At 31.4% G+C, this 14,962-nt stretch carries 17 protein-coding genes; 12 read left to right on the forward strand and 5 right to left on the reverse strand.

The features are described 5' to 3' along the window. Positions 1 to 50: 50 nt before the first annotated feature. A complete protein-coding gene (locus tag V1T75_RS01495; RefSeq protein ID WP_330486786.1) occupies positions 51 to 401 on the reverse strand; it encodes a 4Fe-4S dicluster domain-containing protein in 351 nt (116 codons plus the stop codon). A 70-nt stretch (positions 402 to 471) separates the two neighbouring features. Between V1T75_RS01495 and V1T75_RS01500 the strand changes: the two genes are divergently transcribed. Genes V1T75_RS01500 through V1T75_RS01550 form a run of 11 tightly spaced genes read left to right on the forward strand, consistent with a single transcriptional unit; the run spans position 472 to position 10,304 of the window. Further along, entirely contained in the window at positions 472 to 1,533 is a 1,062-nt protein-coding gene (locus V1T75_RS01500) for an acyl-CoA reductase (protein ID WP_330486787.1), read from the forward strand. A 52-nt stretch (positions 1,534 to 1,585) separates the two neighbouring features. Further along, positions 1,586 to 2,650: a 3-phosphoserine/phosphohydroxythreonine transaminase gene (serC, locus tag V1T75_RS01505; RefSeq protein WP_330486788.1), complete on the forward strand. Its 1,065-nt coding sequence runs from the start codon at positions 1,586 to 1,588 to the stop codon at positions 2,648 to 2,650. A gap of 45 nt (positions 2,651 to 2,695) precedes the next feature. Beyond that, positions 2,696 to 3,646, forward strand: coding sequence for an NAD(P)-dependent oxidoreductase (locus tag V1T75_RS01510; protein ID WP_330486789.1), 951 nt, complete (start codon positions 2,696 to 2,698; stop codon positions 3,644 to 3,646). 6 nt (positions 3,647 to 3,652) lie between these two features. Beyond that, positions 3,653 to 4,891 (forward strand): DUF1015 domain-containing protein, encoded by a 1,239-nt coding sequence (locus tag V1T75_RS01515; protein ID WP_330486790.1) that lies wholly within the window; start codon positions 3,653 to 3,655, stop codon positions 4,889 to 4,891. A gap of 24 nt (positions 4,892 to 4,915) precedes the next feature. Continuing rightward, positions 4,916 to 5,584 (forward strand): YggS family pyridoxal phosphate-dependent enzyme, encoded by a 669-nt coding sequence (locus V1T75_RS01520; protein ID WP_330486791.1) that lies wholly within the window; start codon positions 4,916 to 4,918, stop codon positions 5,582 to 5,584. A gap of 33 nt (positions 5,585 to 5,617) precedes the next feature. Next, positions 5,618 to 6,715 (forward strand): exonuclease domain-containing protein, encoded by a 1,098-nt coding sequence (locus V1T75_RS01525; RefSeq protein WP_330486792.1) that lies wholly within the window; start codon positions 5,618 to 5,620, stop codon positions 6,713 to 6,715. Positions 6,716 to 6,747: 32 nt separating this feature from the next. Next, positions 6,748 to 7,563 (forward strand): ion transporter, encoded by an 816-nt coding sequence (locus tag V1T75_RS01530; RefSeq protein ID WP_330486793.1) that lies wholly within the window; start codon positions 6,748 to 6,750, stop codon positions 7,561 to 7,563. Continuing rightward, entirely contained in the window at positions 7,564 to 8,472 is a 909-nt protein-coding gene (gene miaA / locus V1T75_RS01535) for a tRNA (adenosine(37)-N6)-dimethylallyltransferase MiaA (protein WP_330486794.1), read from the forward strand. It abuts the gene before it with no gap. Positions 8,473 to 8,530: 58 nt separating this feature from the next. After that, the gene (locus tag V1T75_RS01540; protein WP_330486795.1) at positions 8,531 to 9,034 is read left to right on the forward strand and encodes an OmpH family outer membrane protein; all 504 of its coding nucleotides are present in this window, start codon (positions 8,531 to 8,533) and stop codon (positions 9,032 to 9,034) included. 7 nt (positions 9,035 to 9,041) lie between these two features. Beyond that, entirely contained in the window at positions 9,042 to 9,863 is an 822-nt protein-coding gene (locus V1T75_RS01545) for a DUF1853 family protein (RefSeq protein WP_330486796.1), read from the forward strand. Positions 9,864 to 9,905: 42 nt separating this feature from the next. Further along, positions 9,906 to 10,304 (forward strand): hypothetical protein, encoded by a 399-nt coding sequence (locus V1T75_RS01550; RefSeq protein ID WP_330486797.1) that lies wholly within the window; start codon positions 9,906 to 9,908, stop codon positions 10,302 to 10,304. A gap of 73 nt (positions 10,305 to 10,377) precedes the next feature. Here the strand turns inward: V1T75_RS01550 and yiaA are convergent, their stop codons facing one another. Then, positions 10,378 to 10,866 carry an inner membrane protein YiaA gene (gene yiaA, locus V1T75_RS01555; protein ID WP_330486798.1) on the reverse strand — a complete coding sequence of 163 codons (489 nt, stop codon included), beginning with the start codon at positions 10,864 to 10,866 and terminating at the stop codon, positions 10,378 to 10,380. A gap of 150 nt (positions 10,867 to 11,016) precedes the next feature. On the opposite strand from yiaA, the gene V1T75_RS01560 reads away from it, so the two are divergent. After that, positions 11,017 to 12,531: a hypothetical protein gene (locus V1T75_RS01560; RefSeq protein ID WP_330486799.1), complete on the forward strand. Its 1,515-nt coding sequence runs from the start codon at positions 11,017 to 11,019 to the stop codon at positions 12,529 to 12,531. A gap of 62 nt (positions 12,532 to 12,593) precedes the next feature. Here the strand turns inward: V1T75_RS01560 and V1T75_RS01565 are convergent, their stop codons facing one another. From V1T75_RS01565 to V1T75_RS01575, 3 genes are all read right to left on the reverse strand, one after another. Further along, entirely contained in the window at positions 12,594 to 13,517 is a 924-nt protein-coding gene (locus V1T75_RS01565; protein ID WP_330486800.1) for an EamA family transporter, read from the reverse strand. Between the two features lie 121 nt (positions 13,518 to 13,638). Beyond that, entirely contained in the window at positions 13,639 to 14,313 is a 675-nt protein-coding gene (locus tag V1T75_RS01570; protein ID WP_330486801.1) for a type 1 glutamine amidotransferase domain-containing protein, read from the reverse strand. A 76-nt stretch (positions 14,314 to 14,389) separates the two neighbouring features. Beyond that, positions 14,390 to 14,959: a Crp/Fnr family transcriptional regulator gene (locus V1T75_RS01575; protein ID WP_330486802.1), complete on the reverse strand. Its 570-nt coding sequence runs from the start codon at positions 14,957 to 14,959 to the stop codon at positions 14,390 to 14,392. Positions 14,960 to 14,962: the final 3 nt, after the last annotated feature.

Raw genomic sequence — 14,962 nt, forward strand, 5'->3', positions numbered from 1 at the left:
TACTCTCAGGATTTTTTTTTATTTTTTTGAATCTAGAAGCCCAGCACTTATTAATCGTTATGCATAAAACGTTGTTTTGCTAATAACTCTTCTTCTGTTTCTACATTGTCTTCATCAGGAACACAGCAATCAACAGGACAAACTGCCGCACACTGTGGCTCTTCGTGAAAACCTTTACACTCCGTACACTTATCTACAACGATGTAATAAATTTCATCTGAAACTGGTTCTTGATCTTCATCTGCATTGGCAGACTTGCCATTTGGTAAAACGATATTTCCTGTTAAATCAGTCCCATCAGCATACTTCCAGTCATCTGCACCTTCGTAAATTGCTGTATTTGGACATTCAGGTTCGCAAGCCCCACAGTTTATACATTCATCAGTTATTATAATTGCCATAATTAATCTCTTTCAGTTTTGTAACTTTGCAATCGCAAAAATAGTTCCAATTTAATTTAGAACCAAATAAATGGATGGTATAAAAAGTAGAATTAACGCTTTTCATAAACTAGGGGAATTTTTAAGCCAATTTTCTCAAGAAAAAATAGAAAAAAAAGAACCTGTAGAATATAATGAGTTATTTTTTGATGGATTTAAACACCAATTAAAAATAGCGGGAGAAAACAACACCTGGTTTACCAGAGAAAACATATTATTCTCTATAGAAAATTGGGCAAAAGCACTCACCTCAGAAAACTTAACTCAATGGGTAGCTACCGAAAAACTAGGCAACAACAACCCTAAATTAGTAGCCGTTATTATGGCTGGAAACATCCCTTTAGTAGGCTTTCACGACTTTTTATCTGTACTAATTTCTGGACACTCCGTATTGGTTAAGCAATCGTCTAACGATAAACATTTATTGCCTTTTTTAGCAAAATACTTAGAATATGTTTCCCCTGAATTAAAAGGAAAAATCACGTTTACTGAAGAAAAATTAACAGGTTTCGATGCCGTAATTGCCACAGGCAGTAACAATACAGCCCGTTATTTTGAATATTATTTTAAAGATAAACCTAGTATCATCAGAAAAAACAGAAATTCTGTTGCTGTATTAACAGGAAACGAATCTGAAGCTCAATTGCAAAACTTAAGCGAAGATGTTTTTCGTTATTTCGGGTTAGGTTGTCGTTCTGTTTCTAAAGTGTTCATTCCGAAAGGCTATAATTTTGATGCTTTTTTCAACGGTATGTACAAGCAACACGAAATTATCAATAATATCAAGTACGCTAATAACTACGATTATAACAAAGCGGTGTACTTAATGAGTGAGTTTGACATCTTAGAAAACGGCTTTTTAATGATTAAAGAAGATCAGAGCTATGCTTCTCCTATTGCTTCTGTTTTTTACGAGTATTACGACAATACAGACGATTTAAAAATTAAATTATGGGAAGACCGAGCGCAAATTCAGTGTATCGTAGCCAATAATTTTGTTGAAAATGAAATAGCATTCGGGCAAACACAACACCCAAAGTTATGGGACTATGCCGATGGTGTAAATACTCTAGATTTTTTAGCTAAAATTTAAAAGAGTCTCTATATAAATTTGCACCTTTGTGTAGCAAAACACAACAACACAAATGAAAAAACATAACTTTAGTGCAGGACCTTGTATTTTACCTGAAGAGGTGCTTAAAAAAGCCTCAGAAGCAATCATTAACTTTAATAATGACAACTTATCTTTAATCGAAATATCACACAGAAGCCAGCCTTTTGTAGAGGTAATTGAAAAAGCGAGAAGTTTAGCCTTAGAATTATTAGGGTTGGAAAACAAAGGTTATAAAGCATTGTTTTTACAAGGTGGAGCTAGCATGCAGTTTTTAATGGTTGCGTACAATTTGCTAAATAAAAAAGCTGCTTATTTAAATACAGGAACTTGGAGTGATAAAGCCATAAAAGAAGCTAAATTATTTGGTGATTTGGTAGAAGTTGCTTCTTCAAAAGATCAAAATTTCAACTACATCCCCAAATCTTATACTATTCCAACAGATGTAGATTATTTTCACTGTACTAGTAACAATACTATTTACGGAACACAAATGAAAAGTTTTCCTGAAACTTCAGTTCCTATGGTATGCGATATGAGTTCTGATATTTTTTCTCGTCAATTGGATTTTTCAAAATTTGATTTGATTTATGCAGGAGCTCAAAAAAACATGGGACCAGCCGGTACTACACTTGTGGTGATTAAAGAAGCTATTTTAGGTAAAGTAGAGCGTCAAATTCCTTCAATGTTAAATTATCAAGTATGTATCAACAAGGATAGTATGTTTAATACACCACCTGTATTTGCAGTATACACTTCCATGTTAACCTTAGAGTGGTTGAAAGATTTAGGAGGAATCGAATTTATCGAAAAAGTGAATGAGAAAAAATCGAATTTACTATACAGTGAAATAGACAGAAACCCTTTGTTTAATGGTGTCGCTGCTATAGAAGATCGCAGCCATATGAATGCAACTTTTAACCTCGTTGATCAAAATTTACAAACTAAGTTTGATCAAATGTGGCAAGAAGCCAATATTAATGGATTGAGTGGACATAGAAGTGTGGGTGGTTATCGTGCAAGTATGTATAACGCTTTGCCTCTATATAGCGTACAGGCTTTAGTAGATGTAATGCAAGAATTAGAAAGAATAAGTTAGATACAACGTCATTTTTTACAATGACATTTTAATATAAAAATAAGGATGAAGATATTAGTGAATGATGGAATTTCCACTAGCGGAAAACAAGCTTTAGAAAACAAAGGCTTTGAAGTTTTAATTACAAAAGTGGCGCAAGAGCAACTAGAAAATTATATAAACGATCATGCTATTGATGCTATTGTAGTGGGAAATACTACTCAAGTACAACAAGAATTAATAGATGCTTGTCCAAGTATTAAACTTATTGCTTACTTAGGAACCGAAATGGATAACATTGATGTTGATTATGCAATTAACAACGGAGTTCATGTTGTGAATAGTGAAGAGGCTTCGGCAACTTCAATTTCAGAATTGGTCTTTGCACATTTATTCGGAATGGTTCGTTTTTTACATCAATCAAATCGTGAAATGCCTTTAGAAGGAGATATGCGCTTTAATGCCTTAAAAAAGCAGTACTCGCAAGGAACGGAGCTAAGAGGTAAAACATTAGGTATTATTGGGTTTGATAGCGTAGGACAAGAAGTTGCAAAAACTGCACTGGCTTTAGGTATGGAAGTAATAACAACTGATGCAGAAATAGATAATGCAACCATCACAATTCCTTTTTTTGATGGTCAATCGGTAGATTTTTTTATTGAAACTGAAACAATCGATAATGTACTGTCTAAATCAGATTTTATAACCCTACACCTTCCTGCACAAGAAGAATATATAATAGACGCCTCTTTGTTTGATAAAATGAAAACTGGGGTAGGAATTATAAACACTTCTCATGGAAGTGTTTTAAATGAGGTAGCTTTAATTAAGGCTATTGAAAGTGGAAAGGTTAAATATGCAGGATTAGATGTTTTTGAAAACCAACCAAGACCTGAAATTCAACTATTAATGAACCCAGAGATATCAATGACTCCTCATATTGGTGCTTCTACCATTGAAACACAAGAAAGAGCTGGTATTGAGCTTGCCAATAAAATTATTGAATTATTAAGCTAATTACCTATGGCAATTGTAAAACCGTTTAAAGCTGTTAGAGCTACCCGCGATAAAGTTGCTTTAGTATCTTCTAAATCGTACGAAATTTATACCCCTGCGGAAATCGGAGCCAAACTCGATTTTAATCCGTACACTTTTTTACATGTAATTAATCCTGGGTATAAATATCACAAACAAGATGTAACAGGAGAACAACGTTTTAAATTGGTACACAATCGCTACTTGGAATTTAAAGAGAATGAAGTCTTTAAACAAGATGAAATCCCTGCCTATTACATATATCAAAAAATAACTCCAAACAATCATTTCTGCGGAATTATTGCAGCCACTTCTGTAGAAGATTATCATAATGAAGTAATTAAAAAACACGAAGACACGTTAAAGGAACGTGAATTGCTATTTGAAAACTACTTAAAAAATACAGGTTTTAATGCAGAACCAGTACTACTCACCTACCCTGACAATGATGTAATTAATGCTATTGTAAAAAAATATCAGAAAGAAAGAGCCGAATACGAGTTTTCTACATCTGATAGAGATTTACATTTTTTATGGGTTATAAAAGAGACGAAAGATGTAGAGCAAATAGCAGAAGCTTTCAAAAAAGTTCACACGCTATATATTGCTGATGGACATCATCGTTCAACATCTTCATGCTTGTTAGCACAAAACTTAGCAGAAAATAACCCTAAGCATACAGGAAAAGAAGAGTATAATTTTTTTATGAGTTACTTATTACCTGAAAGTCAGGTAAAAATTTATGAATTCAATAGATTTATCAGAGACTTAAACGGATTGACTCCTGAAGAACTTTTAATAGAATTGGATACTCATTTCAGAATTGAGAATCGAGGTCAGGAGTTGTACAGACCTAAAGAGAAACACCATTTTAGCATGTATTTGAATGGTGAATTTTATGCCTTGTATTTACGTAAGTCAGCTTATGCGTTTTCCGACTGTTTAAGTGAATTAGATGCTTATATTTTATACACAACCGTTTTAGAACCTATATTAGGAATTGAAGATATTAGAAATGCTTCTAAGATTGTATATTCTCAAGATAAATCTGACGGATTAGAATTAAAAACAAAGGTTGATAGTGGTGAGTTTAAGGTTTCTTTTGGAATGTTACCTACCAATATTCAAGAACTAAAAACTATTGTTGATGCTGGTTTAATGATGCCTCCAAAAACAACCTATATAGAACCTAAATTAAGAAGTGCTTTAACTATTTACGAGTTTTAGTGTAAGGTCCGATAAACAATTATTATGATTACAGGAATTAAAGAAAATCTTCAAAAAATAAAATCAACACTACCAGAAAATGTAACCTTAGTTGCAGTCTCTAAAACCAAACCTATTGCCGACCTACAAGAAGCTTACGATGCTGGTCAGCGAGTATTTGGTGAGAATAAGATACAAGAAATGGTAGCTAAGTATGATGAATTACCCAAAGACATAAAATGGCATATGATTGGTCATTTACAACGTAATAAGGTAAAATACATGGCTCACTTTGTTGATTTAATTCATGGTGTAGATAGTTTTAAAACATTAAAAGAAATAAACAAACAGGCTAAAAAGCATAATAGAGTTATCAATTGTTTGTTACAAGCTAGGATAGCCAAAGAAGATACCAAGTTTGGACTACCTTTTGAAGATATTGAAAATATTTTAGCTTCAGAAGAATTAAAAGAACTTGAAAATATAAAAATTGTAGGTTTAATGGGGATGGCAACTTTTACAGATAACCAAGAGCAATTACAAGAGGAATTTTCATCACTAGCTAATTTCTTTAATAAGAATAAAGAAAGCTATCCTAATTTAGAAACACTATCTATGGGAATGAGTGGTGATTATGAAGTAGCCATAAAAAATGGCAGTACCATGGTACGAATAGGAAGCTCTATTTTTGGAGTTAGAAATTATATTGCTTAGATTTACATAGACCAGCTTAAAAAAGGGAGAGATTTGTACGCTATTTTAGACATTGAAACTACTGGAGGAAAATATAACGAAGAAGGAATTACAGAAATTGCCATCTATAAATATGACGGACATCAAATTATAGATCAATTCATTAGCCTAATAAACCCAGAAAGAGAAATTCAGGAGTTTGTTGTAAAACTTACTGGAATTAATAATAAAATGCTGCGAAATGCACCAAAGTTTTATGAAGTAGCAAAAAGAATTGTTGAAATAACTCAAGATTGCTTTATCGTAGCACACAATGCTAATTTTGACTATCGCATTCTTCGTACCGAATTTGATCGATTAGGATATCAGTACAAACGTAACACACTCTGTACAGTTACTTTAAGTAAAAAACTCATCCCCGAATCTCCTTCTCATAGCCTTGGGAAACTCTGTAAATTTTTAGGAATTCCTATGTCTGATCGTCATAGAGCAACAGGTGACGCATTGGCCACGGTACAATTATTCAAGCTATTGATAGATAAGGATGTTGAAAAAGGTATTATCCAACAATCTATAAAGTATTTTGATAACAGACATGAAAAATTTCGCATCCAACGAATATTAGATAGTTTGCCTGAAAAAGAAGGTCTTTTTTATGTCCATAATCACGAAGGAACAATCATTTTTGTAGGCAGAGGTAAAAACATAAAACAAGAAACCAATAAGCTCTTTTTAAAAGAAACTAGAAAAGCGCTAAAAGTAATTAAAAGAGTTAGCAAGGTTTCTTATGAAGAAACCGGAAATATGCTTTTTACCCGTTTAAAATACCATTTAGAACTTGAAAAACTAAAACCTAAGTACAATATTATAAGAAAAAGAAAGCTCACAGACAAAAGCTTTAATCACGACAATATGCTTGTTATTGATAAAGGTAGAATTCCAGAAGAGCACGCCGTAATTTTAATTGAAAAAAATGAAGTTATGGGTTATACTTACACCAATCTTGCTTTTCAAGAACATCAGTTGTCTATTCTAAAATCAATGCTCACTCCTATCGAACATAAAGAGCTTGCGAAAACCATCATTAAAAACTATTTACTAAAAAACAAGGTGTTTAAAATAGTGCGATTACAAGTTGAAAATAATTTGTAATATTGCTATAAAGCATTCAAAAAACTAATCTTTTGGGTAATCAAGCACTTAATTGGAGAGAAAAATTACACGAAGTAATCTATGAAGCAGATACCCCTGCGGGTCGATTATTTGACATCATCTTGTTATTTGCAATCTTAGCAAGTATTATACTGGTTATGCTTGAAAGTATTGAAAGTTTTGATAACAAACATCATGACTTCTTATACGTTTCTGAATGGATAATTACCATTTTTTTTTCTATTGAATATATTCTGAGAATTATTTCAATAAAAAAACCTACAAAGTATATTTTCAGCTTTTATGGTATGATAGATTTGCTGTCTACCATTCCTATGTACCTAACCTTCTTTTTTGTGGGCACACATAGTAGTTTAATTGCTTTAAGAGCATTGCGTTTGTTACGGGTTTTTAGAATTTTAAAAGTCTCAAGATATATTGGAGAGTCTAATCAGTTAATAAAAGCTTTAAATGCTAGTAAAGCTAAAATTGGAGTCTTTCTTTATTTTGTGTTGATTATCTGTATTATTTTAGGATCCGTAATGTATTTCATTGAAGGAGCTGAAAACGGTTTTACAAGTATTCCGAGAAGCATTTATTGGTCAATAGTAACACTTACAACTGTTGGTTATGGAGATATTGCTCCCCAAACCGCTTTAGGACAGTTTATTGCAAGTATTACGGTAATTATTGGGTACGCTATTATTGCAATACCTACGGGAATTGTAAGTTCTGAAATGACTAAAAAGAACGTACACCTTAACACTCAATCTTGCCCTAATTGTTCTTATGATGGCCATAAAGATGACGCAGATTTTTGTTATCATTGCGGAACAAAATTGAACTAAATGTCACAAAAAAACACCTTAATTACCATTGTTGGGGCTACAGCTATTGGTAAAACAGCGCTAAGTATTCAACTAGCTCAACATTTTAATTGTGATATTATTTCGTGTGATTCACGTCAATTTTATAAAGAAATGACCATAGGAACAGCCGTTCCAGATCTTGAAGAACTAGCTGCTGCTCCACACCACTTCATCCAAAACAGAAGTATTTTTGAAGATTATTCTGTAGGGCAGTTTGAAAAAGAAGCATTAAAAACCTTGGACCAATTGTTTACCAAAAGTTCAATTCAAATTATGGTGGGCGGAAGTGGCTTGTATGTAGATGCTGTTTTAAAAGGCTTGGATTATTTTCCTGATGTAGACACACAAATAAGAATAGATTTAACGACTGAGTTAGAAAACAAAGGAATAATACACCTTCAAAACAAATTAAAAGAGCTTGATATTGAAGCTTATAATACCATTGCTATTGATAATCCACATCGATTAATCCGCGCCTTGGAGATTTGTATTGGCACAGGAAAAACATATAGTTCTTTTAAAAACAAACTAAAAACTCCTCGTAATTTTCAATCTATAAAAATTGGACTGGCTGCCGATAGAGAAATTATGTACGACCGTATTAATCGTCGTGTAGATATTATGATGGAAAAAGGGTTGATAGAAGAAGCTAAAAAACTACACTCTCATAAAAACCTAAACGCACTACAAACTGTAGGTTATAGAGAACTGTTTGAGTATTTCGAAGGCTATTTTACTAAAGAATTTGCCATTGAAGAAATAAAGAAAAATTCAAGAAGGTTTGCCAAACGACAAGGAACATGGTTTCGTAAAGATGCTAACATTTTATGGTTTGATTTTCAAGAAGAGGTTCAAAATATTATAAGAACTATAGAAAATAAACTTTAACGCTTTTTAAGAACACCACAAACATCACTTTTTTATATTTGTCAAAAAACAGAAATACATGAAACTAAACATCACTTTTATATTAGCCATATTTTTTATTGGATTTTCAAATGCTCAAACCAAAGTTGGAACGGTAGATAGTGAATTAATCATTAGCAAAATGCCGCAAATGAAAGGAGTTTTACAGCGAGTAGAAAATTATGGAAAAAAACTAGATTCTAGTTTTCAAATAAAAGCTACAGAATATAAAACCAAGGTAGATTCTTTTAAGGCTGAAGAAAAGCTAATGACAGAAGAGGATAAAAAAGCCAGAATCCAAGAATTAAGAACACTTGAGTTAGAAATGAGTAAATTCCGTCAGAATGGAACAACTATGATGCAAGTGCAAAGAGAGCAGAGTTTACGCCCTTTATATAAAAAATTAAAAGAGGTAATAGCAGAAGTAGCAAAAGCAAATGGTTATACGCAAATTTTAACCACTACAGGAAACGAGTTTGGGTATATAGATGAGCGTTTTGACATTACCAAACTAGTATTGGATACACTAGGAATTAAAGAGTAAATCTTTTATGCACCAAAAACAAAAAGACTTACAATTACAATACGAAGGATTTTTTAAAACACCTTTTCTATGGTATGGAAAAGGTGTTTTTAATTTAGAACAATTCCCTATTTCAATAACTCAAACCACTTCGTTTAACCAAGAAATCACACAAAAACTACGTCTAGGTAAGTTGGTTGAACGCTTTGTTTCATTTGAGTTAAACCAACATGCTAGTATTTCAATTCTTGCAGAAAACATTCAAATTCAACAAAAAAAAATTACCGTGGGTGAATTAGATTGTTTACTCTTAAAAGAAAACAAACCAATTCATTTAGAAATTATATATAAGTTTTATTTGTATGATGCAACTATTGGAAATTCTGAAATTGAACATTGGATTGGTCCTAACCGACGTGATTCTCTTATTCAAAAGCTAACAAAACTTCAAGAAAAACAATTACCATTACTCTACTCCAATCATACTAAAACTTATTTAGATGAATTAAAGTTGGGGGTAGATGAAATAATACAACAAGTATATTTTAAAGCACAATTATTTGTTCCTTTAAAAGACTTTGGAAAAAACTTTAAACAACTAAATAATGAGTGTATTTATGGGTTTTATATCTACCCGAACGAGTTACCGCAATTTTCCGATTGTAAATTCTATATTCCAACTAAACATAACTGGTTAGTAAATCCACACTCAAATATTAATTGGTTGACTTTTGAAGCCTTTCAAAATAAACTTCAACAATTTTTAAATGAAGAAAATGCTCCTCTTTGTTGGCTAAAGAAACCAAATGGCGAACTTTTTAAGTTTTTTATGGTTTGGTGGAATCATTAGTGTGTTTCGAATAACTTTTTAAATTTGCTGACTAAAAAAACTATGAAATATTTTCAATTCTCTTTTTTACTTCTATTTACTTTAATCTCATTCACATCTTGCTTAGAAGCAGAAAATGACACTCCTTCTTGTATTGATACTGATATAACTTTTCAAGATGATTATTACAAATTAGAAGCTGAAGTTTATTCGAGTAAGTATATAGAAGTTAATCTAATAAATGGGTGTAACTTAGATTTAAGGATTACTGGAATAAAAGTTGAAGGTCAACACCGTGAAGACTTTAAGGTTGAAGGTCTATCAATAGGTACAAGTATAACAAAAGCTACTTATTTTAACGTTATTTTTACTCCTACTCAATTAGGTACAAGAAAAGGAATCATTATAATAAGGCACGAGATGGGGGAATTGGTAATTAACTTATCAGGGAATGGAATATAGTTCTTGTTAAGAATAAAAAACACTTAGAAAATAGTTTCCTAAGTGTTTTACTTTGCTGTAAAAGTTGAGGATATTAAATCTCTTCTTTCTCCTCTCTTTTTTCTATACACTCTATATCTCTGGTGTTTTTTTGCACAGAAATTGCTGCGTAAATGCTTAACACAAAAGACATCGCATAAAACCCTTTTTCACTTAATAATAAGTTGGCATTCCACAACCCTACTATTAATAAAATGATAGAAGCAATGGTTGTAAACCAACTAATACTGTAGTAAATTTCCGTTACTTTAATTCCTTCTAATCTGTCTCTTACTGATTTTTGTACAGATATTACCGAAAATAAAGCAAAAAGTAACACTGTAAAATAATACCCTTTCTCATTAAGCTCCATTTCTACATTCCATAAACCAATACAATAAGAAGAAATTCCTATGAATAAAGCTACCCACGAAGCTCCAATGTACGCCGAAGTAGGTTTCTGATTGTATGCTTTTAAGAGCTTCTTATTTTCTTTTTTTGTTTTCTTATTTTGATCTGATGACCAAGCTGATTGATTGTTCATAACTTTTGGTTTTTAATTATACCTCAAAAATGCATCATCCTGCATCATTACTAAAAACATTTTTAATTAAAACCTAACGATATAATCTAAACATAAAAACAATAAAATACTATATTTACTAATAAAATAAGCAAGATAGATAACGATTAAATGAAAGAATTATACCATGTTATTTCTTCTTTTTCTTTAAAAGAACAACAACGTTTTATCGTCTTTTTAGAAAAGAGAAACAAAAGGACAGACACGAAAAATATTCAATTGTTTAAACTAGCTCAAAAGGGAAAAACTTCCACACAGCACATTTGTAAAGAATTGTATGGGGCACAAAAAAGAGAAGCCTTTTATACCCTTAAACAACGCTTGTATGAATCATTAATTGATTTTGTAGCCAATAATAGAATTCAAGGTGAAAATTCAATAGACATGCTTTTGATTAAATATATTTTAGCTGCTAGAGATTTTTTATTTCATAAAAACTACAAGGCTGCTTATAAAATTTTAGACAAAGCAGAAGTTATTGCAAAAGAGCAGCAACTATTCCCTATTTTAAATGAAATATACCACACTAAAATTCAGTATGCACATACCAATTCTCGTATTAATTTAAATGAAACGATTCTCTCTTTTAAAGAAAACCAAAGAAATCTTTTCTTAGAAGAAGAATTAAATATTGTATGTGCAAAAGTTAGAGACACACTAAAAGTAAATTCATATAAACAGGGTTTGAATTTTCAATCGTTGATTGATGCTCTTTTTAAAGAGCATCAAATTAATATACAACAAGACGTATCTTTTAAATCTCTATATCAATTAATTAGTATAATCAATATTTCTGCCTTTATTCATAATGATTACTTAAAAACGGAAATCTTTTTAACTGAAACTTATCACATTTTAAATAAAAAAAAAGGCAAAGAAAAACAGGTTTTTTATCATATTAGAGTTTTGTATTTAATAGCCAATACATTTTTTAGAAACAAAAAATTCAAAGAATCTGTGGAGTACTTAAATAGCATGCATACTTATATGCTACAGAATAAAAAAAAGTATTTTACTAGTTTTTATTTGAATTACACGCTTTTATTGGCGTTAAATTATAATTACACGAACCATCAAGACACGGCAACGAGGCTATTAGAAACTGTTTTGAAAAAAAAGCATTCTGATATAAAAACGGTGCTAGAAATAAAATTAAGTCTCATTACTTTTTATTTTCAAAGTAATGAGTTTAAGAAAGCGTTGCAATTGCACCATACCTTTTATCATTCAGATCAGTGGTATATAGATAAAGTTGGAATTGAATGGACTGTAAAAAAGAATTTAATTGAAATTCTATTGCATTTAGAATTACAAAACATAGATTTATTTGAATCTAGGTTACTAAGTTTTAAACGAAAGTATATTCCCTTTTTATTAGAGATCAATCAAAAAAGAGTCATCACATTTTTAAAATTAGTAGAGCACTATTATAAAAATCCAGACACCGTAACCACTCCTGACTTTTTCTACTTGGTTGAAAACTCATTTGTTTTTGTTGGAGCGAAACAAGAAGATATTTTTGTGATGAGTTTCTATGCTTGGTTAAAAAGTAAGATGATACAACAGCCTATTTATGAAGTTACCTTAGCATTAATAAAAGAAGTAAAATTACAAAGCCAACACTAAAATCTTCCATTTTTAAAGTATTTAAAAACAAGCTCTTCGCTAAGTGTACAAAGTTAAACTGTTTATACTTTTTGGGGTTTAGAAGTTACTTTCAATTTTGATATTCGCTTTCTTGATGTAATAAAATAAACTCCTGACAACAATACAATTGAGGCAATAACAGATTGTATTGTTAAGGTTTCATCTAAAAAATACCATCCTAAAAATAAAGCTACCACAGGATTTACATATGCTGATGTTGACACCTTCTCTGTTGGAACAATTTTTAATAAATAATTAAAAGAAGTAAACGCCACAATACTTCCGAAAACAATTAACAAAAACATAGCTCCTTGTGCTTTAAAAGACCAATTTAAAGGAGAGATCCACGTTTCTTTTACTACCAGCGAGGCAATAAAAAGTAATCCACCTGCAAAAAGCATTTGATAGCCTGTGCTAACAAAGAAATTTTTAGGAAGTGTTGCTTTTGCCACAAATACACTACCGTAACTCCAACTTAAGACACAAGAAAAGATCATAAAAACTCCTATCAGCATATCTTTTGAAGTTGCTATTTCATTTTGACTTACTAATAAATACATTCCTATAATTCCTAAAACTACCCCTATAATAGATTGACGTTGCATCTTTTTCCCATCTATTAAGCGTAGTAATAACAAAACAAACAAGGGTTGTGTTGCTGCCAATAAAGCCCCGAAACCGCTATCGACAAACTTTAAAGCCCAAACAAACATTCCATTACCATACACTAAAAAGAGAAAACCTGCTATTCCTGAGTTTAAAAGTTGCTTTTTGGTTACTTTAGTTGGCACTTTTAAAAACTTAGCAATTAACATAATTAATACTCCTGATATAGAAAAACGGATAGCAGCTAATAATAATGGAGAAACTTCAGTTACAACAATTTTATTTAGTAAATAGGTAGATCCCCAAATAACATAAATAGCAATAAAAGCAGCTATTATTAGTGGTTTAGATTCTTTCATTTTATTTGTTTTGAAAGGAGTTAAAAATACAATAAAACCTTTTTATTTATTCTTGAAAAAGAAAAAATCGCTTATCAATATTTGTAAGCGATTTTTTCCTTGAGCGCCTATTGTTAGGCAACTATAATTTAGCAAATAATTTTTCTGCAACTAATGCTGATGACGCTGGGTTTTGTCCCGTAATTAAATTTCCATCTTCAATTACATATTCTTGCCAATCTGCTGCTTTGCTATAAATTCCTCCGTTATTTTTCAGTTCATCTTCCACTAAAAATGGTACAATTGAAGTTAACTGCACTGCCTCTTCTTCTGTATTAGAAAAACCTGTTACCTTCTTATTTTTTACTAAAGGTTCTCCGTTTACTTTTGCCTCTTTTAATACAATAGGTGCATGGCAAACAGCTCCTACTGGCTTACTATTAGCATAAAAAGCTTCTATTAAAGTCACAGAATCTTTATTCTCAGCTAAATCCCATAAAGGACCGTGTCCTCCAGGATAAAAAATTGCATCGTAATCAACCTCGTTAACTTCGTTCAACTTCATTGTATTTGCCAATACAGCTTGAAGTTCTTCATCTTTATTAAAACGAAGTGTAGCAGGTGTTTGAAAATCTGGCTCATTACTTTTTGGATCAATTGGTGGCTGACCTCCTTTTGGAGAGGCTAAAGTTACTTCTACTCCTTTATCTTTTAGTAAATAATAAGGTGCCGCAAATTCTTCAATCCAAAACCCTGTTTTTTCTCCTGTACTTCCTAGTTCATCGTGACTGGTAAGAACAAATACTACTTTTTTCATATATCTCTATTTTTTAAGTTAGCTCAAAATTAGCATATGAAAATTGAAAAAAAATTGATCTATGGTAATAAAGAAACTAAGGAATTTCTTTTCGTATTCTGCTTAAACTTTCGGTGGTTATACCTAAGTAGGATGCTAAATGATAATTTTTAATTTGCTGCTCTATATTTGGATAAGTTTGTAAAAACAAGTGGTACCGTTCTTTGGCTGATAACACCAAGTTATTCAAAATCCTCTTTTGAAATCGTACCGTTGAACGTTCTAACTTTCTTCTAAAAAAATGCGCTATTTTAGGTACTTTTTCATAAATATCATCTAAATCACTCTTAGCTACTTTTAATACAGTAGCCTCTGTAATGCACTCAATGGTAAGTACAGAGGTTGATTCTGAAAAATATCCTATATAATCACTTATCCACCAATCGTGAATAGCAAACTGTATGGTGTGCTCTTTTCCTTTAGCATCCATAAAAAATGTTCGTACACAACCTTTTACTACATAGTATTGGTAATATACTTTTTCATTGGTGTGCAAAATGACTTCTCCTTTTGTATAGGATACTTCTGAAAAAATACGCTCAACTACTTTTAACTCATCCTTTTCTAGCTGAAAATCTTTAAATACATTACTAACAGAGGTGCTCATTAC

Source organism: Tenacibaculum sp. FZY0031, from assembly GCF_036350695.1.
Taxonomy (GTDB): domain Bacteria; phylum Bacteroidota; class Bacteroidia; order Flavobacteriales; family Flavobacteriaceae; genus Polaribacter.

Coding starts and splice junctions, on each gene's coding strand:
- V1T75_RS01545 (WP_330486796.1), top strand. CDS start 9,042: ATGCACCAAAAACAAAAAGACTTACAATTACAATACGAAGGATTTTTT.
- V1T75_RS01550 (WP_330486797.1), top strand. CDS start 9,906: ATGAAATATTTTCAATTCTCTTTTTTACTTCTATTTACTTTAATCTCA.
- serC (WP_330486788.1), top strand. CDS start 1,586: ATGAAAAAACATAACTTTAGTGCAGGACCTTGTATTTTACCTGAAGAG.
- V1T75_RS01570 (WP_330486801.1), bottom strand. CDS start 14,313: ATGAAAAAAGTAGTATTTGTTCTTACCAGTCACGATGAACTAGGAAGT.
- V1T75_RS01520 (WP_330486791.1), top strand. CDS start 4,916: ATGATTACAGGAATTAAAGAAAATCTTCAAAAAATAAAATCAACACTA.
- miaA (WP_330486794.1), top strand. CDS start 7,564: ATGTCACAAAAAAACACCTTAATTACCATTGTTGGGGCTACAGCTATT.
- V1T75_RS01560 (WP_330486799.1), top strand. CDS start 11,017: ATGAAAGAATTATACCATGTTATTTCTTCTTTTTCTTTAAAAGAACAA.
- V1T75_RS01500 (WP_330486787.1), top strand. CDS start 472: ATGGATGGTATAAAAAGTAGAATTAACGCTTTTCATAAACTAGGGGAA.
- V1T75_RS01565 (WP_330486800.1), bottom strand. CDS start 13,517: ATGAAAGAATCTAAACCACTAATAATAGCTGCTTTTATTGCTATTTAT.
- V1T75_RS01495 (WP_330486786.1), bottom strand. CDS start 401: ATGGCAATTATAATAACTGATGAATGTATAAACTGTGGGGCTTGCGAA.
- V1T75_RS01515 (WP_330486790.1), top strand. CDS start 3,653: ATGGCAATTGTAAAACCGTTTAAAGCTGTTAGAGCTACCCGCGATAAA.
- V1T75_RS01510 (WP_330486789.1), top strand. CDS start 2,696: ATGAAGATATTAGTGAATGATGGAATTTCCACTAGCGGAAAACAAGCT.
- V1T75_RS01540 (WP_330486795.1), top strand. CDS start 8,531: ATGAAACTAAACATCACTTTTATATTAGCCATATTTTTTATTGGATTT.
- V1T75_RS01575 (WP_330486802.1), bottom strand. CDS start 14,959: ATGAGCACCTCTGTTAGTAATGTATTTAAAGATTTTCAGCTAGAAAAG.
- yiaA (WP_330486798.1), bottom strand. CDS start 10,866: ATGAACAATCAATCAGCTTGGTCATCAGATCAAAATAAGAAAACAAAA.